Consider the following 22,168-nt stretch of genomic DNA (forward strand, 5'->3'; position numbering starts at 1 on the left):
CGCTTGACGGCCTTTCCATCGCCGTGCTGGCTGTGCCGACGAAGGCGATCCGCACGGTGCTCAACCAAGCGCGCCCCTGCTTGACGGCACCGATCACGGTCGTTGCCGTCAGCAAAGGAATCGAGCCAGGGACGCATAAGCGAGTGTCGGAAATGGTGATGGAAGAGCTCGGCGAATGGCTTGAGGATGTCGTCGTCCTTTCCGGGCCGAGCCATGCTGAGGAGGTCGTGCTCCGCCATCCGACGACCGTGGCGGTATCCTCGCCCGATATGGAAGCGGCGCGCCGCATCCAAGACCTCTTTATGAACCATCACTATTTCCGCGTGTATACGAACCCGGATTTAATCGGCGTCGAAGTCGGTGGAGCGCTGAAAAATATCATCGCCTTGGCCGCTGGCATCAGCGACGGGCTCGGCTACGGAGATAACGCCAAAGCGGCCCTGATTACAAGAGGTCTCGCCGAGATTGCTCGCCTCGGCTGCGCCCTCGGCGCTAACCCGCTGACGTTCGCCGGTTTGACGGGAGTCGGCGATTTGATCGTCACGTGCACGAGCGTTCATTCCCGCAATTGGCGGGCTGGACACATGCTTGGCCAAGGGAAAAAGCTCGACGAGGTGCTCGAGAGCATGGGGATGGTCGTCGAAGGGGTGCGGACGACCAAAGCTGCCTATGAGCTGGCGAAGGAGCTTGGCGTGAAGATGCCGATCACCGAAGCGCTCTATGACGTGCTGTTTGCTGGCCAAGACCCGAAAGAGGCGGTCGATTCGCTGATGGCGCGCGGAAAAAAAGAGGAAATGGATGACCTCAACACCATTTTTGCGGCGCAAGAATCGTGAAAATAGGCCAATGACGGTACAAGTTGTCTTCGGTGTGCATACAATATGGCGAACGATCATCGGCTTGAGCTTCCGGAAGGGTATAAGGCGATGCTGAAGTAAAGAAAGCCCCGCTTTACTTCAGCTTTTTTTATGTCGATGGTATAATGATAGTTGTCGAAAAGGGGGAGCGTGTATGTCACCGGCGCTAGCGAAAATGTGGATCGCCATCACGTCAATGGTGTTTATGTTTCTTTCGGTCGGCTTCATTTATTTGAGCCGCTATAAAATCAAGATGAAATGGCTGCGCTTTCTTTTGGCGTTCATCGCTTACATCCTGCTGATTGTATCGGGCATCATCATCGTTTTTGTCGTGTTCAGCGGACCGACGCCGCAATAGGCAAAGGATGGAGGAACCTATGAAACAGATCGCTCGCTTGCTTTTAGCTTGCTTGTTTCTCGCGCTGCTTTCCGGGTGTTTGTATCCGCAAGAGCGGCTAAAACAAAACCAAATTCCTTACAAAGATCAAGTCGCGGCGGTGCAATCGGCGGTCGACGAATACCGGAAGGAGACCGGGGGGCTTTTGCCGATCAAAACACGGGATATGAAAACGCCGCTGTACCTAAAATACCCGGTCGATTTTCAAAAACTCGTCCCGCGCTACATGCAGGAGCCGCCGGGAAACGCTTATGAAAGCGGGGGCGTCTTTCAATATATCATTATTGATGCGGAAACGAAGCCGACGGTCAAGCTTCTTGATCTGCGCTTAGCCGAGCGCGTCCGCGATTTGAAGCTGCGGCTGAGAATGTATACGGACGAGCACCGTTATCCGCCGTTTCAAGACGTCGTTGCGCCGGGCGTATTTACGCTCGATTACAAAAAGCTCGGCTACAAAGAGCCGCCGTATGCGGTCAGCCCGTTTTCCGGCAACAACTTGCCGTTTGTCATCGATGGGAACGGCGAAATTTACATCGATTACCGCCCTGATTTGTACGCGGCTTTAAAGAAATATCGGCACCATTATCGACCCGGCGATGATATTCGTCCGTTGTTGACCGACCATTCGCTGTTCGTGCCGGCGTATTCGTTGCCGTATACGATCGATGCGAAAACGAACGAACCGATTTTTTTCACGAAATAAGTCATCATCCCTTCTCTAGGAAAATACATTCTAGAGAAGGGATTTTTTCTTGCTTTTAGTCATAACTGAATCGGACAACATCATATGCATATAGTGTCCTGCTCTATTGATTCATTTCGCTGTTTCCAATAACGACCGAAGGACTGGAGGGAAGCCGTTTGGAAAAGGTCGATCTTTTTAAAGATATCGCCGAGCGGACTGGGGGCGACATTTATTTAGGGGTAGTCGGCGCGGTTCGTACCGGAAAATCGACGTTCATTAAGCGTTTTATGGAGCTGGTGGTCATTCCGAACATTAAAAACGAAGCCGACAAGGCGCGCGCTCAAGACGAGCTGCCACAAAGCGCCGCCGGCAAGACGATCATGACGACGGAGCCGAAATTTGTGCCGAATCAGGCCGTGACGGTGAAAGTCGATGAAGGGCTCGAAGTCAACATTCGTCTCGTCGACTGCGTCGGCTACGCCGTGCCCGGCGCCAAAGGATATGAGGATGAAAACGGGCCGCGGATGATTCACACCCCTTGGTATGAAGAGCCGATTCCGTTCCAAGAGGCGGCGGAAATCGGGACAAGAAAAGTCATTCAAGAACATTCGACGATCGGGGTCGTCATTACGACCGACGGCACGATCGGGGAAATTCCGCGCCAAGACTACATCGAAGCAGAAGAACGGGTGATTGGCGAGCTGAAAGAAGTCGGCAAGCCGTTCATCATGATCATTAACACCGTGCGCCCGCACCATCCGGAAACCGAAGCGCTCCGCCGCGAGCTTGCGGAAAAATACGACATTCCGGTGCTCGCCATGAGCGTGGAAAGCATGCGCGAAGCCGACGTGTATAACGTGCTCCGCGAAGCATTGTATGAATTTCCGGTCCTTGAAGTGAACGTCAACTTGCCGAGCTGGGTGATGGTGCTGCGCGAAGACCATTGGCTGCGCGAAAGCTACCAAGAAGCGGTGCGCGACACGGTCAAAGACATTAAACGGCTGCGCGACGTCGACCGGGTTGTGCAGCAGTTTGCCGAGTACGATTTCATCGAAAAAGCGCAGCTTGCCGGCATCGAAATGGGGCAAGGGATCGCCGAAATCGACTTGTACGCGCCGGATGAGCTGTACGATCAAATTTTAAAAGAAATCGTCGGTGTCGAGATTCGCGGCAAAGACCATCTGCTTCAGTTGATGCAAGATTTCGCCCATGCGAAAGCGGAATATGATCAAATCGCCGATGCCTTGAAAATGGTCAAACAAACCGGCTACGGAATCGCCGCTCCCGCTTTGTCCGACATGAGCCTTGACGAACCGGAAATCATCCGCCAAGGGTCGCGCTTTGGCGTCCGCCTGAAAGCCGTTGCGCCGTCGATTCATATGATCAAAGTCGACGTCGAATCGGAGTTTGCGCCGATCATCGGCACGGAAAAGCAAAGCGAAGAGCTCGTTCGCTATTTGATGCAAGATTTTGAGGACGATCCGCTGTCGATTTGGAATTCCGATATTTTTGGCCGCTCGCTCAGCTCCATCGTCCGCGAAGGCATTCAGGCGAAGCTGGCGCTCATGCCAGAAAACGCCCGCTACAAGCTGAAAGAAACGCTTGAGCGCATCATCAACGAAGGCTCCGGCGGCCTCATCGCCATTATTTTATAGAAAAAGTTTCATGGGCAGCGCGATCTGCCCTCCACCCGGGGACGAAAATCTCGCGCCAGTTCGGCATTTTCGCGGAAAAGCAGAGGCCGCGCGCCAAGCTCCCGAAAAGGGGGCTTTTTTTGATGCCGTTTTTTCAACTGCGAAGCGGCAACGGGAAAAAATCGCCCAACCCCTTGAGAAATCAGGATTGGTACTTGATTATAGGCATGGCGTTATGGTAATCTTTTATCTGAAATCGTTGTTTTGGTGAAATATGCCTAAAATTGGCCGTTTTTGCGAAAAAAGAGGTTGAATTCTTGCGGTGAATTGGTTAAGATTAGGCATGTCACCGTTCCTTGCAATGTATAGAAACGCAGAAAAGTGTCTACAAATGGCAGTAAACAAGCAAAGCCTTGGGAGGAGGTGAATGGCATGAACAAAACGGAATTGATCAACGCGGTCGCTGAAACAAGCGGTCTTTCGAAAAAAGATGCAACAAAAGCCGTTGATGCGGTGTTTGATTCGATTACAGAAGCGCTGCGAAAAGGCGATAAAGTGCAATTAATCGGCTTTGGGAACTTTGAAGTGCGCGAGCGCGCCGCTCGCAAAGGACGCAACCCGCAAACGGGCGAAGAAATGGAAATTCCGGCGAGCAAAGTTCCTGCATTCAAACCGGGCAAAGCGTTGAAAGACGCTGTCAAATAAGCCTACATAGCCGGAGTGGAGAAAAGAAGGGCAGGTGTACACCGCCCTTCTTTTTTGTGTTTTTCTCATCCCTATGCTAGAATCGGATTACATGCAGTTTTTACGATGCAGGAGGATGTTATTTGTATGCCAGAGATCAATATTGCACAAATTGAATATGCCGTTCGTCTCATTCTCGAGGCGATCGGAGAAGATCCGAACCGCGAAGGGCTTGTCGATACGCCGAAACGGGTGGCGAAAATGTATGCCGAGGTGTTCGCCGGGCTCAGCGAAGATCCGAAGCAGCACTTTCAGACCGTTTTCAGCGAAGAGCATGAGGAGCTTGTGCTCGTCAAAGATATTCCGTTTTATTCGATGTGCGAACACCATTTGGTTCCATTTTTCGGCGTTGCCCACGTTGCATATATTCCCCGGGGAGGAAAAGTGACCGGCTTGAGCAAGCTCGCGCGGGCGGTTGAGGCGGTGGCGCGCCGTCCGCAGCTGCAAGAGCGCATCACAGCGACGGTCGCCGACTCGATCGTCGAGGCGCTCGAGCCGTATGGGGTGATGGTTGTCGTGGAGGCGGAACATATGTGCATGACGATGCGCGGCGTCAAAAAACCGGGGGCGAAAACGGTGACAACGGCGGTGCGCGGCGTGTTTGAAACGGATGCCAACGCCCGCGCGGAAGTGCTTTCGTTAATCAAAGCGTAAGGAGGAAAGGTCGATGTACACAAACAGCGACTTTGTCGTCATCAAGGCGCTCGAAGACGGGGTGAATGTGATTGGACTGACGCGCGGCGCCGACACGCGATTCCACCATTCGGAAAAACTGGACAAAGGGGAAGTGTTGATCGCCCAGTTCACCGAACATACGTCGGCGATCAAAGTGAGGGGAAAGGCGTACATCCAAACGCGCCATGGCGCAATTGAATCGGAAGGGAAAAAGTGATTCGGCAAATTTCTAGCAAACTAGAGCGCTTTCGGCAAAATTATGTTATAATGAGTCCGACATGGCGGTGCGGATATTTTTTCGGGGACAAGGGTGGTTGATGTGAATGGCATCATGGTGAAACTGGCTTCATTGAAGGAACAAATTGAACGTCTGCTCGATCATCCATACTTGCGCGCGCATATACCGGTGCCGGCTGTGGACGAAGATCGGCTGCTGCTTTCGCTGTCGATGCTTGATGGCGCCAAAGAGGCGCTGGACGAGCCAGATCGGTGCATCACGGCCATGATGCTGATGCAAATCGCTCTTGACACCCATGAAGATGTGACGGATCGCGGCGGCGATTTGCGGACGCGGCAGCTCGCTGTTTTGGCCGGGGACTTGTACAGCGGGCTTTTTTACGAGCTGTTGGCCCGCTCCGGCGATGCGGCGCTGATCCGGCTGTTTGCCGAGGCGGTCCGCGAGGTGAACGAACAAAAAGTGCTGCTGTATGAGAAAAAAACGGACCAGCTCGAACGGCTCGTTTCCGCCGTTGCTACGGTCGAATCAGCGCTGCTCGTCAAGCTCGCCGACCGCATCGGGGCGCCGCAGTGGGGGCAGTTTGCCCGCCATTATTTGCTGCTGCGGCGCTTGCGCTCGGAAAAAGAATCGTTTGTTCGCAGCGGGGCGTCGGCGCTGTTTGACCAGATGGCGCGCATCGCCTTTCCGCGATTGAAGGCGGTGAAGGAACTGCGTCGGCAGCTGCTTCGCCTTTGCGATCGTTATATCGACCGTTGTCAAGAAGCGCTGTTTGCGGCGAATCTGCCGTTGAACAGTTTGTTGGCGCTTCGTCTCGCCGAGCTTTCCGGCGGGTTTCAAGCCATCGGCAAAATGACGGTGGAAGAAGGGTAGAAGGATGCATCAGTCGAAGGAAGAGCGAGTCCATCGCGTATTTGAAACCATTTCCGCTCATTACGACCGAATGAATTCGGTGATCAGCTTTCGCCGCCATCTTAAGTGGCGTGAAGATGTGATGCGGCGGATGAACGTGCAAAAAGGGAAAAGAGCGCTTGACGTTTGCTGCGGAACGGCTGACTGGGCGATCGCGCTAGCTGAAGCGGTCGGCCCGGAGGGGGAAGTGTACGGCCTTGATTTCAGCGAGAACATGCTGAAAGTCGGCGAGCAAAAGGTGAAGGCGCGCGGCCTCGCCAATGTGACGCTCATCCACGGCAACGCGATGCAGCTGCCGTTTCCCGACAACACATTTGATTATGTCACGATCGGCTTTGGCTTGCGCAATGTTCCCGATTACATGACAGTGCTTCGGGAAATGCACCGCGTCACGAAGCCGGGGGGCATGACCGTCTGTCTGGAGACGTCGCAGCCGACACTGTTTGGCTTTCGCCAGCTTTACTACCTGTATTTTCGGTTTATCATGCCGCTGTTTGGCAAGCTGTTGGCGAAAAGCTACGAGGAGTATTCATGGCTGCAAGAGTCGGCGCGCGAGTTTCCGGGGCGGGATGAGCTGGCCGAGATGTTTCGCCAAGCTGGCTTTGTCGATGTCGAGGTCAAACCGTACACGTTCGGCGTCGCGGCGATGCACATAGGCTATAAACGATGAGTTAAGGTGAACACCATGAAGTTGAAGGCCATTTATTCGTTTTTACATGATGATTTGGCGGCAGTGGAAACGGAGCTCGAGCGGACGGTCCGGTCCGAGTACGGGCCGCTTGGAGAAGCGGCGCTTCACTTATTGCAGGCGGGCGGAAAGCGGATCCGTCCCGTTTTTGTCTTGCTTGCGGCCCGTTTTGGCCAAGCGGACGTCGAACAGGTGAAACATGTCGCCGTCGCGCTCGAGCTCATTCATATGGCGTCGCTCGTCCACGATGACGTCATCGATGACGCCGACACGCGCCGCGGCCGGCCGACGATCAAAGCGAAATGGAGCAACCGCTTTGCCATGTACACCGGCGATTATTTGTTTGCCCGCTCGCTGGAACGGATGGCGGCGCTCGATGATCCGCGCGCCCATCAAGTGCTGGCGGAGACGATTGTCGAAGTGTGCCGCGGGGAAATCGAGCAAATCAAGGACAAATACCGATTCGACCAGCCGCTGCGCACGTATTTGCGGCGCATCCGCCGCAAAACGGCGCTATTGATCGCCGCCAGCTGCCAGCTTGGCGCGTTAGCCGCCGGCGCCCCCGAAGCGGTGACCAACCGGCTGTATTGGTTCGGCCATTACGTCGGCATGTCGTTTCAAATCACCGATGACATTCTCGACTTTACCGGGACGGAAGAACAGCTCGGCAAACCGGCCGGGAGCGATCTGCTGCAAGGAAACATCACGTTGCCGGTGCTGTATGCCCTTGGCGATGCGCGCGTGCGGTCTAAAATTACCGCCGTCGGCGCGGACACGAACGCGGAAGAGATGGCCGCTATATTGGCGGCGATCAAACAAACGGACGCCATCGAGCGGTCGTATGCGCTCAGCGACCGTTATTTGGAAAAGGCGCTTCACCTCCTCGATGAGCTGCCGACTAACCAAGCGCGCTCCTTGTTGCGCGATCTCGCCCTCTATATTGGAAAAAGGGATTATTAGCGCTTTCAAGGCGGCAGTTGCCAACGGCGGGAAACCATGATACTATGATGAGGGGAGCTTGTCTCCCGGTACATACGACAGTAGGGGTGGAGAGCGAATGGCAGAACGGACATTCATCATGGTGAAGCCGGACGGAGTTCAACGCAATTTGATCGGCGAGATTGTCGCCCGCTTTGAAAAAAAGGGCTTCCAGCTCGTTGGTGCCAAGCTGATGCAAGTGTCGCGCGAACTGGCTGAGCAACATTACGCCGAGCATAAAGAGCGCCCGTTCTTCGGCGAACTCGTTGATTTCATCACTTCCGGGCCGGTGTTTGCCATGGTGTGGGAAGGCGAAAACGTAATCGCCGCCGCCCGGCAAATGATGGGGAAAACGAATCCACAGGAGGCTGCCCCCGGCACGATCCGCGGCGACTTCGGTTTGACGGTCGGCAAAAACGTCATCCACGGCTCCGACTCGCCGCAAAGCGCCGAACGGGAAATCAATTTGTTCTTTAAAGAAGACGAGCTCGTCCGCTACTCGAAACAGATCAACGCATGGCTGTACTGATGCAAAGACCGGCCGCAATTCGGCCGGTTTTCCATTTTCATCATCAAAGTCATGAAGGAGGAAGAAAGCGATGGATGATTATATGCAGTTTATCGCTAAGGTGAAACGAAAAACAGGCATCGATTTGTCTTTGTACAAAGAAGCGCAGATGAAGCGGCGGCTGGCGGCGCTTTACGCCAAAAAAGGATTGAACAGCTTCTCCGAACTGTTTGCGGCGATGGAAAAAGATCCGGCTCTATGGCATGAGTGTTTGGATCGCATGACGATCAATGTGTCCGAATTTTACCGAAATGCCAAACGATGGGAAGTGTTGGAACAGACCATTTTGCCGCGGCTCTTAGCGGAAAACCCTCGTCCGCGCGTATGGAGCGCCGCTTGCTCGACCGGCGAAGAGCCGTATACGTTGGCGATGGTGCTGGCTCAGCACGTGCCGCTTTCGCGCGTCTCGGTGCTGGCGACCGACATCGATGAAAACGCGCTCGCCCGCGCGCGGCTTGGCTTGTACAGCGAACGATCGCTCGCCGAGCTGCCGGAGGCGATGAGAAAAAAATTTTTTACGAAAGACGGCGATTGGTATAAAATAGACGACAAGATCAAGCGGACGGTGACGTTTGAGAAACATAACCTGCTCGCCGATCCGTTTCCTAGGCCATTTGATTTAATTGTCTGCCGCAATGTGCTCATTTATTTTACCGAGGAGGCGAAGCGGACGCTGTATCGGAAGTTCCATGCGGCGCTGCGGCCCGGCGGCGTGCTGTTTGTCGGCAGCACCGAGCAAATTTTCAACCCCGGCTTGTATGGGTTCGAGATGGAGGAAACGTTTTTTTACCGTCGAAAGTAGCAGTTTTTTCAAATCACTATTTTCATTTTTCGCATTTATGATATATTTTTACTCAAACGCGTTAAAGATCTGAAGGGAGAGACGAAGGTGCGGTATTTGACAGCAGGGGAATCGCACGGCCCGCAACTGACGGCCATTTTGGAAGGAGTGCCGGCCGGTCTAGAGCTGCGCGCCGAGCATATCAATCAAGAATTGGCGCGTCGGCAAAAAGGGTACGGGCGCGGCCGGCGTATGCAGATCGAAAAAGACGAAGTGAACATCACCGCTGGCGTCAGGCACGGCAAAACGCTCGGTTCGCCGATCGCGCTCGTCGTCGAGAATCGCGATTTTAAACATTGGCAAACGATTATGGCAGTTGAACCGGTGGATGACGAAGCGGAAGTGAAGCGGAAAGTGACGCGTCCGCGGCCGGGGCATGCCGATTTAAACGGCGCCCTGAAATACGGGCATCGCGATATGCGCAATGTGCTCGAGCGTTCGTCAGCGCGCGAAACGACCGTGCGTGTCGCCGCCGGGGCGGTGGCGAAGCGCATTTTGCAAGAGGTCGGCATCCGCGTCGCTGGCCATGTCATCGAAATCGGCGGCGTGCGCGCCAAGAAGCTTGATTATCGTTCGCTGGAGGAATTGCAGGCGGTGACGGAAGAGTCGCCGGTGCGCTGCTTTGACCCGGAGGCAGGGCAAAAAATGATGGAAGCGATCGATCAAGCGAAGAAAAACGGCGATTCGATCGGCGGCATCGTGGAAGTGATCGTTGAGGGCGTTCCGGCTGGAGTCGGCAGCTATGTCCATTACGACCGGAAGCTTGACGCCAAAATCGCCGCGGCGGTCGTCAGCATCAACGCGTTTAAAGGCGTTGAATTCGGAATCGGCTTTGAAGCGGCGCGCCGTCCGGGAAGCGAAGTGCACGATGAGATCGTTTGGAGCCCGGAAGAAGGTTTTTCGCGCCGCACCAACCGGGCGGGCGGCTTTGAAGGCGGGGTGACGACCGGGATGCCGATCGTCGTTCGCGGGGTGATGAAGCCGATCCCGACGCTGTATAAACCGCTGCAAAGCGTTGACATCGACACGAAAGAACCGTTTGCGGCCAGCATCGAACGGTCGGACAGTTGCGCCGTGCCGGCGGCGAGCGTCGTTGCCGAGGCGGTCGTTGCTTGGGAAGTGGCCGCGGCGATCGTGGCGCAATTCGGGCAGGATCGGATCGACTTGATCAAGGAAAACGTCGAGCGCGCCCGGCGTTACGCGAGGGAGTTTTGACGATGATCGAGCGAACGATCAAAACGGCGACGAAACAATATCCGCTTTTTTTAGGGGATGGCGCGGCCGGTGCGCTGCCAAGTTTGCTGCGGTCGCTCTCTTGCCCGCCTGGAACGAAGCTGCTGATGGTCACGGATGAGGTTGTGGCGTCGTTGTATTTGGATGAGGTGCGGTCGTTGCTCGTCGCTGCCGGTTATGATGCCTCGGCCTTTGTCATTCCGAGCGGCGAGGCGGCCAAGTCGTTTGAGAATTATTACGCCTGCCAAACGGCAGCGCTCGAGTTTGGCCTTGATCGCCGCTCGATCATTGTTGCGCTCGGCGGCGGCGTTGTCGGCGATTTGGCCGGATTTGTCGCCGCCACCTATATGCGGGGCATCCGTTACATCCAAATGCCGACGACATTGTTGGCCCATGACAGCGCCGTCGGCGGCAAGGTCGCCATCAACCATCCGCGCGGAAAAAATATGATCGGCGCTTTCCATCAGCCCGAGGCCGTGGTGTATGACACCGCGTTTTTGCGCACGCTGCCTGAGCGTGAACTCCGCTCCGGATTTGCCGAGGTCATCAAACATGCGCTCATCCGCGACCGCTGCTTTTACGAGTGGCTGCGCGCCGAAATCAAGACGTTGTCTGACTTGCGCGGCGAGAAGCTCGTTTATTGCATCGAAAAAGGCATTGACATTAAGGCGGCAATCGTGCGCGAAGATGAAAAAGAGACCGGGGTGCGCGCTCATTTGAACTTCGGCCATACGCTCGGCCATGCGCTAGAGAGCGAGTGCGGGTACGGCGCGCTCACCCACGGGGAGGCCGTGGCGATCGGCATGTTGTTTGCCGTGCTAGTTAGCGAACGCTTCTACGGCTGCTCGTTCGCCGCTGAGCGCTTGGACGAGTGGCTGGCCGGATACGGCTTCCCGACCGCGCCGCCGCCAACGGTTCAGCCCGTCCGTCTGCTTGAACGAATGAAGGGCGACAAAAAGTCATACGCCGGGACGGTGAGAATGGTGCTGCTCCGCGCGATTGGCGACGTGGAAGTAGCGGAGCTGGAGGATGGCCGCCTGCTCGCATGGCTTGAGGAGTTTGTCCGACAGGGGGGAGGGCGATGATCCGCGGCATTCGCGGGGCGATCACGGTCGAACAAAACGAGGCGAACGAAATCGTAACGGCGACAGAAACGTTGTTGCGCGAGATGATCCGCGCCAATGATGTCGCCGCTGATCACGTGTCCTTCGTGCTCATTTCCGTCACTGATGACATCGATGCGGCGTTTCCGGCGCAGGCGCTGCGGCGAATTGACGGTTGGACGTATGTGCCGGTCATGTGTACAAGAGAAATTCCAGTGCCCGGCTCTTTGCCGCGCTGCATTCGCGTCATGATGACGGTGGCGACCGAGAAGCGGCAGCATGAGATCCACCATGTGTATTTGGGAGAGGCGGTCGGGCTGCGGCCCGACTTATCCGATCGTGAAAGCCGCTTCGGAGAATGTCAACGTTGACAGAAAAAACAGAAATGTAATATAGTGAAAATAACTTCTTTGCCCGCCTAGAAGGCCGATGAAAAACCGCTGTCAACACCAAGCGGCGGCTTTTCAAAGAAAGCTGATTCGGCAAGGGTTCTCTCATTGAGAAACGGATGGGATCAGCAGCACTTTACACGAAATCCCCGTCTTTCTAGATGGCTTGGTGAAAAACGGTTGTTTCTTTTGAGCAATGGGGAGCGTTTGAAAGACGATCTTGATGCGACAAGGAGAAACGAGCTTGATAAGCGGCTTGCTCCCTTAAATCCCCGGCCTTCTAGGCGCGGGCGGTGGAAGCAGAGCATGAGCAGAGAACGAGCGCAGGGTAGATGAGAATGAGCGAGTTTAGCCGAGGTGAGGTTGCTTTGATTGGCGATCATCTGCCCAAAGACGACCGTCTTTGGGCTTTTCTTTCCTCACATTTCGCCTCATAAACCCTCATTCTCCACCCGGCTGTCCGGAGGGGAGGAGAAGAGATGTCTACCGATGAGTTGGCCGCTTTTTTGGCGGATGCCGACAAGTTTCACACCATTCCGATCGTGCGCAAATTTTTGGCCGATGTCATCGAACCGCTTGGCGTGTTTCACAATTTGCGTGATGAAGCGGTGTTTTTGCTCGAAAGCAAAGATGATGAATCGCCGTGGGCGCGTTATTCCTTTATCGGTGTTTCTCCGTTTTTGACTCTTGAAAGCGAAACGGGGGAGACGTTTACAGTCAAGGACGAAACCGGCATGGAGCGCATGACGGCTCCGACGCTGAAAGAGGCGTTTCAGTGGGTCGAGCGGACGCTCGCTGTCAAGCCGCTTGTCGGGGTGGCGCCGTTTGCTGGCGGCGCGGTCGGGTTTTTAGCCTATGATTTGATTTCTGCCATCGAAAAAGTGCCGCGCCATCGCCATCGCGATGTCGCCATGAAAGCCGCTTATTTCGTCTTTTGCGAGTCGCTGTTTGTCTTTGACCATCAAAAACGCGAACTTTCCCTCATTCACTACATTCGGTTGAACGGCGGGGAAACGAAACAAGAACGAATCGAAGCATACAGCGCCGCAAAGAAGCGGCTTGACGCTTTGGCGGCGAAAGCGGCAAGAGAGCAAAGCGAGCGGCTGCTGCTGCCGGCGGCGGAAGAAGTCAAAGGCGCCGTTTCGTTTGCTGGGGTGGTGTCCAATTACGACAAAGATCAATTTTTGCGCGATGTTGAAAAAGTCAAGCAATATATCGCCGCCGGCGACGTGTTTCAAGCGGTGCTGTCGCAACGGTTTTCCGTGCCGGTGCAAGCGGGTGGATTTCCCATTTACCGCCTGCTCCGCCATATCAATCCGTCTCCGTACATGTTTTACTTTCGCATGGATGGAACAGAAATCGTCGGCAGCTCGCCGGAAAAGCTTATTCAAGTGCAAAAGCGGCGCGTCGAAATCGACCCGATCGCAGGGACGAGGCGGCGCGGCCGGACGCCGAAGGAAGATGCCGCGCTTGCTGATGAGCTGTATCGCGACCCGAAAGAGCGGGCCGAGCATTACATGCTCGTCGATTTAGCGCGCAACGATATCGGCCGCGTCGCGAAGTTCGGAACGGTCGAAACGCCGGTTTTGCTGGAGATCGGGAAGTTTTCGCATGTCATGCATTTGATTTCCAAAGTCGTCGGGGAGCTGAAGGACGACGTTCATCCGATCGATGCCCTGCTTGCCGCATTTCCGGCCGGGACGGTCAGCGGGGCGCCGAAAGTGCGGGCGATGCAAATTTTGCAGGAGCTCGAACCGACTGCCCGCGGGCTGTACGCTGGGGCGATGGCTTACATCGGCTTTGACGGCAACATCGATTCTTGCATCGCTATTCGGACGGCGGTCGTCAAAGACGGCTGCGCTTACGTGCAGGCGGGCGCCGGGATCGTCGCTGACTCGATTCCGGAACTCGAATGGAAAGAGACGCGCAATAAAGCTAGCGCGTTACTAAAGGCGATCGAACAAGCGGAACGATTCGTTGTCAAGGGGGAGAGGACCGTATGCTAAAAGAGCTGCTTGGAAAGTGCGCAGAAGGGCAAACGCTGACCGAAGCGGAAGCGTACGCGGCGATGAATGCGGTGATGGCGGGGGAGGCGACCGCCAGCCAAATCGCCAGTTTGTTGTCGATGTTGCGCGTGCGCGGGGAGACGGTGGATGAATTGGTCGGGTTTGTGCGGGCGATGCGCGATCGAATGACGGCCATTGACGCCGGTGATGAGGTCATTGACACGTGCGGCACAGGCGGAGACGGCGCGGCGACGTTCAACGTCTCCACCGCCGCCGCGATCGTCGTTTCTTCGCTCGGGGTCAAAGTGGCAAAGCACGGCAACCGCGCCGTCTCATCGAAAAGCGGCAGCGCCGATGTGTTGGAGCGGCTTGGCATCGATATCCAATCGTCGCCGGAGGCCGCCAAGCGGGCGTTGGATCAAACAGGATTGGCGTTTTTGTTCGCTCCGCTGTATCACGCGGCGATGAAACACGCGGCTGGGCCGCGGAAGGAAATCGGCTTCCGCACGGTGTTCAATTTGATCGGCCCGCTGGCCAACCCGGCGCGCTGCAAGCGGCAAGTCATCGGCGTTTCCTCGACCGATTATGCGGAGAAGCTGGCCGAGACGATGCGCCGCCTTGGTTCCGAACACGTCTTGTTTGTCACCGGCCGCGATGGTCTCGATGAATGCAGCATTGCGGCGGAAACCGATGTCGTCGAACTGAAAAACGGCGAGATCCGCCGTTTCGTCATCGCCCCGGAAGATGCCGGTCTTCCGCGCGGCGCGCTCGCCGATGTGCAAGTGCGCAATCCGGAAGAAAGCGCCGCCCTGCTTCAGGCCGTTATGGAAGGGACGGCTCCAGCCAGCGCCGTAAACATGGTGGCATTGAATGCCGGAGCCGCTCTGTACGCCGCCGGCAAGGCCGAAACGATCGCCGCCGGGACGGCGATGGCAAAAGACGCCATTTTGTCCAAAACCGCCTACGCCCAGCTGGAGCGGCTGCGGACGAAGGAAGTGGTGCACGATGCTTGAACAAATCTTAGCGACGAAGCGAAGCGAACTGGACACATTCGTATGGCCGGAACCGCTGCCACAACCGAAGCGCCGCTCGTTTGCGGCGGCGCTCCGACGGCCGCGGCGGGCGCTCGGGTTGATCGCCGAGGTGAAAAAAGCGTCGCCGTCAAAAGGCATCATCCGCGCCGATTTTGATCCGGTCGCCATCGCCAAAGCGTATGAGCGCGCCGGGGCCGACGCCATCAGCGTGCTGACGGATGAACGATATTTCCAAGGGCACCGCCGCTATTTGCAAGCGGTCAAAGAAGCGGTCGACATCCCGGTGCTGCGCAAAGATTTTATCATCGACCGACGGCAGGTGGAGGAAAGCGCCCGGCTTGGGGCCGATGCCATTTTGCTGATCGGCGAGGCTCTTTCTGTTGACACGTTGGAGTCGCTTTATCGAGAAGCGTATGACCGTGGGCTGGAATGTTTGGTCGAAGTGCACGAGAAAGAAACGCTAGAGCGCGTGCTTGAACGGTTTACGCCCGAAGTGGTGGGCATTAACAACCGGAATTTGCGCACGTTTGTGACGACGCTTGAGGCGACCAAAACGCTTGCCCCGCTCATTCCGTCATCGTGCGTCATCGTCAGTGAAAGCGGGATCGGCTCTTACAGTGATGTAAAGACGGTGGAATCGTATGGGGCGCAGGCCATGCTCGTCGGTGAATCACTCATGCGCCAGCCGGATGTGGAGCGGGCGGTTTACCGGCTGTTTGGAGAGGGAGATGAGAATGATCCGCTTGAAATACTGCGGAAACCGATCCCGTGAGGACGTGCAGGCTTCCTTGGCAAGCGGGGCTGACTATCTCGGTTTTATTTTTGCTGAGAGCAGGCGGAAAGTGTTGCCCGCGGAAGTGAGATGTTGGCTCGACGGTCAGGCGCTCGGGGCGAAACAGCTTGTCGGCGTGTTTGTCAACGCCCCGGTCGAACGGATCGCGGCCGTCGTCCGCGAACTCCCGCTCCATATCATTCAATGCCACGGGCGGGAGGATCGAGCGGAGCTGGCCGCGGTGAAAAAAGCGGTGCGCCTCCCGGTCTGGAAGGCGATTCACCATGGTGACGGAGCGCTTGCAGCGATGAAACAGTATGCCAGCCTTGCCGATGGCTATGTCGTTGACAGCCGCGTCGCCGGCGCATGGGGGGGCACGGGCGTCACTTTCGATTGGGAGGCGGTGCCGCGTTATTTGGAAGAGGCGGCGCGCCAAGGCGTGCCGTGCTTTATCGCCGGCGGCATCACTCCGGACAATGTCGAACGGCTTGCGGCCTATCGTCCTGACGGCATCGACATTAGCAGCGGCATCGAAACAGACGGCCGCAAAGATCCGTCCAAGATGAAGCGAATCGAACACAAGGTCAAACGATGTTGCGGGGAAAAAGGGGAGTGACGGGAGCCCGTGCCGCGAGGCGAAACCGCGCCGCTGCGGCAACGGCCCGTTAGCAGGCGGCTTTTTTCCTGCGGACAAAAACGAAAAGAAGGTGGCTTCGATGAGGGAACACGTTCCAAATGAATACGGCCGATTCGGCGATTTCGGCGGCAAATTTGTTCCGGAGACGCTCATGCGTCCGCTTGAGGAACTGGAAGCAGAGCTTGACCGCGCGTTAGCCGACGAGTCGTTTCAGAGCGAATATGTGCGCATTTTGCACGAGTATTCCGGGCGGCCGACGCCGCTGACGTTCGCGCCGAATTTGACAGAATGGGCGGGCGGCGCGAAAATTTATTTAAAGCGCGAAGATTTAAACCACACGGGCGCCCATAAAATTAACAACGCCATCGGTCAGGCGCTTTTGGCGCGGCGGATGGGTAAAAAAAAGCTGATCGCCGAAACCGGCGCCGGGCAGCACGGGGTAGCGGCGGCGACCGTGGCCGCACACTTCGGCTTGGATTGCATCGTCTTTATGGGGGAAGAGGACATAAAGCGGCAAGCGCTGAACGTGTTTCGCATGAAGCTGTTAGGCGCTGAAGTCGTGCCGGTGTCAAGCGGCAACCGGACGCTGAAAGACGCGACGAACGAGGCGATCCGCTACTGGGTCGCTCATTGCGATGACCACTTTTATATGATCGGTTCGGTCGTCGGTCCCCATCCATATCCGAAAATGGTGCGTGAATTTCAGCGCGTGATCGGCGATGAAGCGAAAGAACAGGTTCTCGCCCGCGAAGGAAAGCTTCCGGATGTGATCGTCGCCTGCGTCGGCGGCGGCAGCAACGCCATCGGCATGTTTTACCCGTTTTTGCAAGATGACGTCCGTCTCGTCGGCGTCGAGGCGGCCGGCAAAGGGATCGACACTCCGCACCATGCGGCGACCATTACCAAAGGGACGAAAGGAGTCATCCACGGGGCGATGACGTACTTGCTGCAGGATGAATACGGGCAAATTCTCGAACCGTATTCGATTTCCGCCGGCTTGGATTATCCCGGCGTCGGTCCGGAACACGCGTATTTGGCGAGCATTGGCCGCGTCGACTACGAAAGCGCGACCGATGCGGAAGCGATCGCCGCGTTCCAACTGCTGGCGCAAACAGAAGGGATCATTCCAGCGATCGAATCGGCCCACGCGGTGGCAAAAGCGGTTGAACTCGCCCGCCGGATGACCCCGGATGAGACGGTGCTCGTTTGCCTGTCGGGCCGCGGTGACAAAGATGTGCAGACGATGATGCATCATCTCGGTGGGAAGGAAGGTGAAGGCGTTGTTGTCCGTTAATCCGCCGCTCTTTATCCCGTTTCTCGTGGCCGGCGATCCGACCGCCGCTTTGACCGTCGACCTTGCGTTGGCGCTCCAAGACGCCGGGGCGGATGTCCTCGAGCTTGGTGTGCCGTACTCCGATCCGCTCGCCGATGGACCGACGATCCAGCGGGCTGCCGCTCGGGCGCTCGCCGGACAAATGACGCTGCCGAAAGCCATTCATCTCGTCGCTGAGATGCGAAAAAAAGGAGTCAAAATTCCGATTATCCTCTTTACGTATTATAATCCTGTGTTACAATTAGGAGAAGAATCCTTTTTTGCTTTAGCGCGGGAAAATGGCGCCGACGGCGTGCTCATCCCTGATTTGCCGTTTGAGGAAAGCGCGCCGCTCCGTCGGCTTGGCGAGCGGTTTGGCCTGCCGCTCATTTCGCTCGTCGCTCCGACGTCGAAGCAGCGGATCGAGCGGATCGCTTCCGCGGCTGAAGGGTTTTTGTACTGCGTCTCTTCACTTGGCGTCACCGGTGTGCGCGAGACGCTGCCCGAGACGCTTGGCGATTTTCTCGGTGAAGTCAAGCGGCATAGCCGCGTGCCCGTTGTCGTTGGTTTTGGTGTTTCCACGCCCGAGCAAGTGGCGGTGCTCAAGCGCGAATGCGACGGCGTTGTCGTTGGCAGCGCGCTCGTCCAGAAAGTCGAACAGCTGCTTGAACGCCTGCAGGCTCCGGGGGAAAAGGAAGCGACCATCGCTGAGTTTGCGGCCTATGTTCGCGCGCTCGCCGCGCCGCTGCGCGAACCGTGTGCTTCGCGCGAAAAGTTCCAATGAAGGAGTTGGCGATCGATGCAAGTCAAGGAATCGCTCCGGGGGCTTTCCCCGTACCAGCCGGGAAAATCCATCGAAGAAGTGAAGCGGGAGTACGGCCTTTCCGAAATTATTAAACTAGCTTCCAATGAGAATCCGTACGGTTCGTCGCCGGCGGTGAAAGCGGCCATCGCCGCTAGGCTTGACCACCTCGCCTTCTATCCGGACGGTTATGCCCGTACGCTGCGTGAAAAAGTGGCGAAGCATCTCGGCGTCAAGGAAACACAGCTGCTGTTTGGCAACGGTTCGGATGAAGTCGTGCAAATCGTTTGCCGCGCCTTCCTAGAGCCGGGTGCGAACACGGTCATGGCGACGCCGACGTTCCCGCAGTACCGGCACAACGCCGTCATCGAACGGGCGGACGTGCGCGAAGTGCCGCTCGTTGACGGCCGGCACGATTTAGAGGCGATGCTTAACGCCATCGACGGGAATACGCGCATCGTCTGGATTTGCAACCCGAACAACCCGACCGGCACGTACGTGAACGAAACGGAGTTGCGCGCCTTTTTGGACCGTGTGCCGCCGCACGTGCTTGTCGTTTTGGACGAGGCGTACTATGAGTACGTCACAGCGGCCGATTATCCGCAGACCGTTCCGCTGTTGAACGAGTACGAACAGCTTCTCATTATGCGCACGTTCTCGAAAGCGTACGGGCTTGCCGCGCTCCGCGTCGGCTATGGCATCGCCAACGAGTCGCTCATTCGCGCCATTGAACCGGCGCGCGAACCGTTTAACACCTCCACCATCGCCCAAGCCGCCGCCGTCGCCGCTCTTGACGATCAGGCGTTCATCCGCGTCTGCGTTGAGCGAAATCGGGCCGAGCTTGAGCGGTATTATCGCTTTTGCGAGGAGAACGGCCTGAAGTATTATCCGTCGCAAACGAACTTTTTGTTTATGGAGGTTGGAGTGGACGGCGATGAGGTGTTTCGCTACTTGCTTGAGCGGGGCGTGATCGTCCGCTCGGGGCGGGCGCTTGGCTTGCCGAACGGGGTGCGCATCACCGTCGGCACGAAAGAGCAAAACGATCGCGTGTTTACGCTTCTTTCGGAGATGCTGGGAAAAGCACAGCTCGCCTAGGGGCTTGATGGCGAACTTTCAGAAGAACATGCCTGCCGCTTTTTAAGGCGGCAGGCGCATGTTTACATAAGTAGGTGGGACGATTGGAAGGAAACGTGTTGATTGTCGGCCTTGGCTTGATTGGGGGATCGATGGCGCTCGCCATCAAAAAAGCGCATCCGGAGGCGGTGATCATTGGGTATGATGTCGATGAGCGGCAGCTCGGCCTAGCCCGTTCGCTCAAAGTCATCGATGAGGCCGCCGGTTCATTGACCGAAGCATACGAACGGGCCAATTTGATCGTTTTGGCCGCCCCGGTCATGCAGACAGAGGCGCTGCTCTCCTCGCTGCCGCTTGAGCGGCTGAAGCCGGGCGTCATTGTGACGGATGTAGGCAGCACAAAGCGGCGCATCGTCGAACGGGCGCGCCGCCTGCTTGAGTGCGGCGTAGCTTTCATCGGCGGCCACCCGATGGCCGGATCGCATAAAAGCGGGGTGGCGGCGGCTAGAGCTCATCTGTTCGAAAATGCGTTTTACATTTTGACGCCGACTGAAGAGGTGGCGGTGCAGCGGGTCGAAATTCTGAAACGATGGCTTTCCGGAACGAAGGCCCAGTTCGTCATCTTGACGCCCGAGGAACATGACCGCATCACCGGGGTCATCAGCCATTTTCCGCATTTGATCGCGGCGAGCCTTGTCCATCAGGCGCGCGAGTACGAGTGTGAAAATGCGCTTGTCAGCCGGCTGGCGGCCGGTGGCTTTCGCGATATCACCCGCATTGCGTCGAGCAATCCGGAAATGTGGCGCGATATCTTGATCCATAATAAGCAGGAGATGCTGACGTTGTTTGACCGATGGATGGCGGAGATGGAAAAGTTGCGTTCCTTTGTCGAAGAAGAAAACAGCCCGGCCATTTACCATTACTTTCTAGAAGCCAAGCAATTTCGCGACGGGCTGCCGGCGCGCACGAAAGGGGCGATCCCGTCCTTCTATGATCTGTACGTCGATGTGCCGGATTATCCGGGCGTCATTTCCGAGGTGACCGGCTACTTGGCGAAGGAAAACATCAGCATCACCAACATTCGCATTATTGAAACGCGCGAAGAAATTTACGGCGTGCTTCGTCTCAGCTTTCAAAGCGAGGAGGATCGGGCGCGGGCGAAAGCGTGCCTCGCCCAACATACGAGCTATGCCGCCTATGAGGGATAGCGCGATGCCGCCGATCAAGGCAACGATGAAAGATAGTGGAGGGGTTTTGATGCAGCTGCCAACGAACGTCTCAGCGCTCCGGGGCGCGATTGAAGTGCCCGGCGACAAGTCGGTTTCCCATCGCGCCGTCATGCTTGGCGCGCTTGCTTCCGGGCGGACGGTAATCGAACACTTTTTGCCCGGAGCGGATTGTTTGAGCACCATCGATTGTTTCCGCAAACTCGGCGTTGACATTCGCCAAGACGGGACGACCGTCGTTGTCGAAGGAGTCGGCCCCGGCGGGTTGCGCGAGCCGGCCGCGGTGCTCGATGTCGGCAACTCCGGGACGACGGCGCGCCTTTTGCTCGGCATTTTGGCCGGCCAGCCGTTTCACGCCTGCTTGGTCGGCGATGAATCGATCGCCAGGCGGCCGATGGGCCGGGTGACGAAGCCGCTGCGCGAGATGGGGGCGCACATTGACGGGCGCGAGGGCGGCAATTATACGCCGCTTTCCGTTCGCGGCGGCGCGCTCCGCCCCATTCATTACGCTTCGCCGGTGGCCAGCGCCCAAGTGAAATCGGCCGTCTTGCTTGCCGGCTTGTTCACAGACGGCGTGACATCGGTTACGGAACCGCACCGTTCGCGCGACCATACGGAGCGGATGATTCGGCTGTTTGGAGGCGGGGTCGACGTTGCCGGCTTCACCGTCTCCATAGCGGGTCCGCAGCGCTTAGAGGGGACGCGCGTTTACGTTCCCGGCGACATTTCATCGGCCGCCTTTTTCTTGGTCGCCGGCGCCATTGTGCCAAACAGTGAAATTACGCTGAAAAACGTCGGCTTCAATCCGACGCGGACCGGCATCCTCGACGTGCTTGCGCAAATGGGCGCGGATCTCGCCATTGACAACGTCCGCAACGAGGAGACCGAGCCGGTTGCCGACATAACGGTCCGCACGTCAACACTGCGGGCGGTCGATATTGGCGGCGATCTGATTCCAAGATTGATCGATGAAATCCCGATCATCGCTCTGCTCGCGACGCAAGCGGAAGGGACGACGGTCATTCGCGATGCTGCTGAGCTGAAGGTGAAAGAAACGAATCGGATCGATACGGTCGTGGCCGAGCTGAAAAAGCTTGGCGCCGACATTGAAGCGACCGATGACGGCATGATCATCCGCGGGAAAACGCCGCTGGTGGCCGATGACGCTGTAGTCGACAGCCACGGCGATCATCGGATCGGCATGATGCTCGCCATTGCTGCCTGCATCACGAAAGGCCGGGTCCGCCTTAACCGGAAAGAGGCGGTCGCCGTCTCTTACCCAACGTTTTTTGCCGATCTTCGTTCCTTGTTGTGACCGCCCCCCGCCTCGAGCGGGCGGGCGGTTCTATTTGGCGCTGTTCCCTCA

General features: G+C 56.9%; 24 protein-coding genes. All 24 read left to right on the plus strand.

Translation table 11 applies throughout. The annotated features are described in order from the left end of the window. A partial coding sequence (locus tag B4113_RS05950) for an NAD(P)H-dependent glycerol-3-phosphate dehydrogenase (RefSeq protein WP_235597965.1) occupies window positions 1–836 on the plus strand: 836 nt, incomplete at its 5' end. Window positions 837–1,011: 175 nt separating this feature from the next. Next, window positions 1,012–1,215, plus strand: coding sequence for a DUF2768 domain-containing protein (locus B4113_RS05955; protein WP_033021200.1), 204 nt, complete (start codon window positions 1,012–1,014; stop codon window positions 1,213–1,215). 19 nt (window positions 1,216–1,234) lie between these two features. Then, the gene (locus B4113_RS05960) at window positions 1,235–1,957 is read left to right on the plus strand and encodes a hypothetical protein (protein WP_061912313.1); all 723 of its coding nucleotides are present in this window, start codon (window positions 1,235–1,237) and stop codon (window positions 1,955–1,957) included. A 158-nt stretch (window positions 1,958–2,115) separates the two neighbouring features. After that, window positions 2,116–3,594: a stage IV sporulation protein A gene (spoIVA, locus tag B4113_RS05965; protein ID WP_033021202.1), complete on the plus strand. Its 1,479-nt coding sequence runs from the start codon at window positions 2,116–2,118 to the stop codon at window positions 3,592–3,594. A 411-nt stretch (window positions 3,595–4,005) separates the two neighbouring features. Continuing rightward, window positions 4,006–4,278, plus strand: a complete 273-nt coding sequence (locus tag B4113_RS05975; protein WP_008879623.1) for an HU family DNA-binding protein — start codon at window positions 4,006–4,008, stop codon at window positions 4,276–4,278. Between the two features lie 126 nt (window positions 4,279–4,404). After that, on the plus strand, window positions 4,405–4,971 hold the full coding sequence (folE, locus tag B4113_RS05980; RefSeq protein ID WP_033021204.1) for a GTP cyclohydrolase I FolE: 567 nt from the start codon (window positions 4,405–4,407) through the stop codon (window positions 4,969–4,971). A gap of 13 nt (window positions 4,972–4,984) precedes the next feature. Next, on the plus strand, window positions 4,985–5,209 hold the full coding sequence (gene mtrB, locus B4113_RS05985) for a trp RNA-binding attenuation protein MtrB (RefSeq protein WP_008879621.1): 225 nt from the start codon (window positions 4,985–4,987) through the stop codon (window positions 5,207–5,209). 114 nt (window positions 5,210–5,323) lie between these two features. Then, complete coding sequence (locus B4113_RS05990) at window positions 5,324–6,100, plus strand: heptaprenyl diphosphate synthase component 1 (RefSeq protein WP_051985094.1); 777 nt, start codon at window positions 5,324–5,326, stop codon at window positions 6,098–6,100. 4 nt (window positions 6,101–6,104) lie between these two features. After that, window positions 6,105–6,809, plus strand: coding sequence for a demethylmenaquinone methyltransferase (menG, locus tag B4113_RS05995; RefSeq protein ID WP_033021206.1), 705 nt, complete (start codon window positions 6,105–6,107; stop codon window positions 6,807–6,809). A gap of 15 nt (window positions 6,810–6,824) precedes the next feature. Beyond that, window positions 6,825–7,787 carry a heptaprenyl diphosphate synthase component II gene (hepT, locus tag B4113_RS06000; protein ID WP_033021208.1) on the plus strand — a complete coding sequence of 321 codons (963 nt, stop codon included), beginning with the start codon at window positions 6,825–6,827 and terminating at the stop codon, window positions 7,785–7,787. A 97-nt stretch (window positions 7,788–7,884) separates the two neighbouring features. Further along, complete coding sequence (gene ndk, locus B4113_RS06005; RefSeq protein ID WP_033021210.1) at window positions 7,885–8,334, plus strand: nucleoside-diphosphate kinase; 450 nt, start codon at window positions 7,885–7,887, stop codon at window positions 8,332–8,334. A 70-nt stretch (window positions 8,335–8,404) separates the two neighbouring features. Next, window positions 8,405–9,175, plus strand: a complete 771-nt coding sequence (locus B4113_RS06010; RefSeq protein WP_033021213.1) for a protein-glutamate O-methyltransferase CheR — start codon at window positions 8,405–8,407, stop codon at window positions 9,173–9,175. 87 nt (window positions 9,176–9,262) lie between these two features. Then, entirely contained in the window at window positions 9,263–10,429 is a 1,167-nt protein-coding gene (gene aroC / locus B4113_RS06015) for a chorismate synthase (protein WP_033021220.1), read from the plus strand. A gap of 2 nt (window positions 10,430–10,431) precedes the next feature. Next, entirely contained in the window at window positions 10,432–11,532 is a 1,101-nt protein-coding gene (gene aroB, locus B4113_RS06020; RefSeq protein WP_033021222.1) for a 3-dehydroquinate synthase, read from the plus strand. Then, window positions 11,529–11,921: a chorismate mutase gene (aroH, locus tag B4113_RS06025; RefSeq protein ID WP_033021225.1), complete on the plus strand. Its 393-nt coding sequence runs from the start codon at window positions 11,529–11,531 to the stop codon at window positions 11,919–11,921. The genes aroB and aroH overlap by 4 nt, the downstream gene beginning before the upstream one ends. 497 nt (window positions 11,922–12,418) lie before the next feature. Continuing rightward, window positions 12,419–13,945: an anthranilate synthase component I gene (gene trpE, locus B4113_RS06030; RefSeq protein ID WP_033021228.1), complete on the plus strand. Its 1,527-nt coding sequence runs from the start codon at window positions 12,419–12,421 to the stop codon at window positions 13,943–13,945. Continuing rightward, window positions 13,939–14,958, plus strand: a complete 1,020-nt coding sequence (trpD, locus tag B4113_RS06035) for an anthranilate phosphoribosyltransferase (protein WP_033021231.1) — start codon at window positions 13,939–13,941, stop codon at window positions 14,956–14,958. Before trpE ends, trpD begins: the two co-directional genes overlap by 7 nt. Continuing rightward, the gene (gene trpC, locus B4113_RS06040) at window positions 14,951–15,751 is read left to right on the plus strand and encodes an indole-3-glycerol phosphate synthase TrpC (protein WP_033021232.1); all 801 of its coding nucleotides are present in this window, start codon (window positions 14,951–14,953) and stop codon (window positions 15,749–15,751) included. The genes trpD and trpC overlap by 8 nt, the downstream gene beginning before the upstream one ends. Beyond that, window positions 15,714–16,367: a phosphoribosylanthranilate isomerase gene (locus B4113_RS06045; protein ID WP_033021235.1), complete on the plus strand. Its 654-nt coding sequence runs from the start codon at window positions 15,714–15,716 to the stop codon at window positions 16,365–16,367. Before trpC ends, B4113_RS06045 begins: the two co-directional genes overlap by 38 nt. Before the next feature lie 100 nt (window positions 16,368–16,467). Next, window positions 16,468–17,682, plus strand: a complete 1,215-nt coding sequence (gene trpB / locus B4113_RS06050) for a tryptophan synthase subunit beta (RefSeq protein WP_033021236.1) — start codon at window positions 16,468–16,470, stop codon at window positions 17,680–17,682. After that, entirely contained in the window at window positions 17,660–18,484 is an 825-nt protein-coding gene (trpA, locus tag B4113_RS06055) for a tryptophan synthase subunit alpha (RefSeq protein WP_033021239.1), read from the plus strand. The genes trpB and trpA overlap by 23 nt, the downstream gene beginning before the upstream one ends. Before the next feature lie 15 nt (window positions 18,485–18,499). Next, window positions 18,500–19,597, plus strand: coding sequence for a histidinol-phosphate transaminase (hisC, locus tag B4113_RS06060; RefSeq protein ID WP_033021241.1), 1,098 nt, complete (start codon window positions 18,500–18,502; stop codon window positions 19,595–19,597). An 83-nt stretch (window positions 19,598–19,680) separates the two neighbouring features. Next, window positions 19,681–20,784, plus strand: a complete 1,104-nt coding sequence (locus tag B4113_RS06065; protein WP_061912315.1) for a prephenate dehydrogenase — start codon at window positions 19,681–19,683, stop codon at window positions 20,782–20,784. A gap of 49 nt (window positions 20,785–20,833) precedes the next feature. Next, window positions 20,834–22,117 (plus strand): 3-phosphoshikimate 1-carboxyvinyltransferase, encoded by a 1,284-nt coding sequence (aroA, locus tag B4113_RS06070; protein WP_033844948.1) that lies wholly within the window; start codon window positions 20,834–20,836, stop codon window positions 22,115–22,117. Window positions 22,118–22,168 lie beyond the last annotated feature (51 nt).

Origin of the sequence: Geobacillus sp. B4113_201601, from assembly GCF_001587475.1 — a bacterium.
GTDB lineage: Bacteria > Bacillota > Bacilli > Bacillales > Anoxybacillaceae > Geobacillus > Geobacillus icigianus.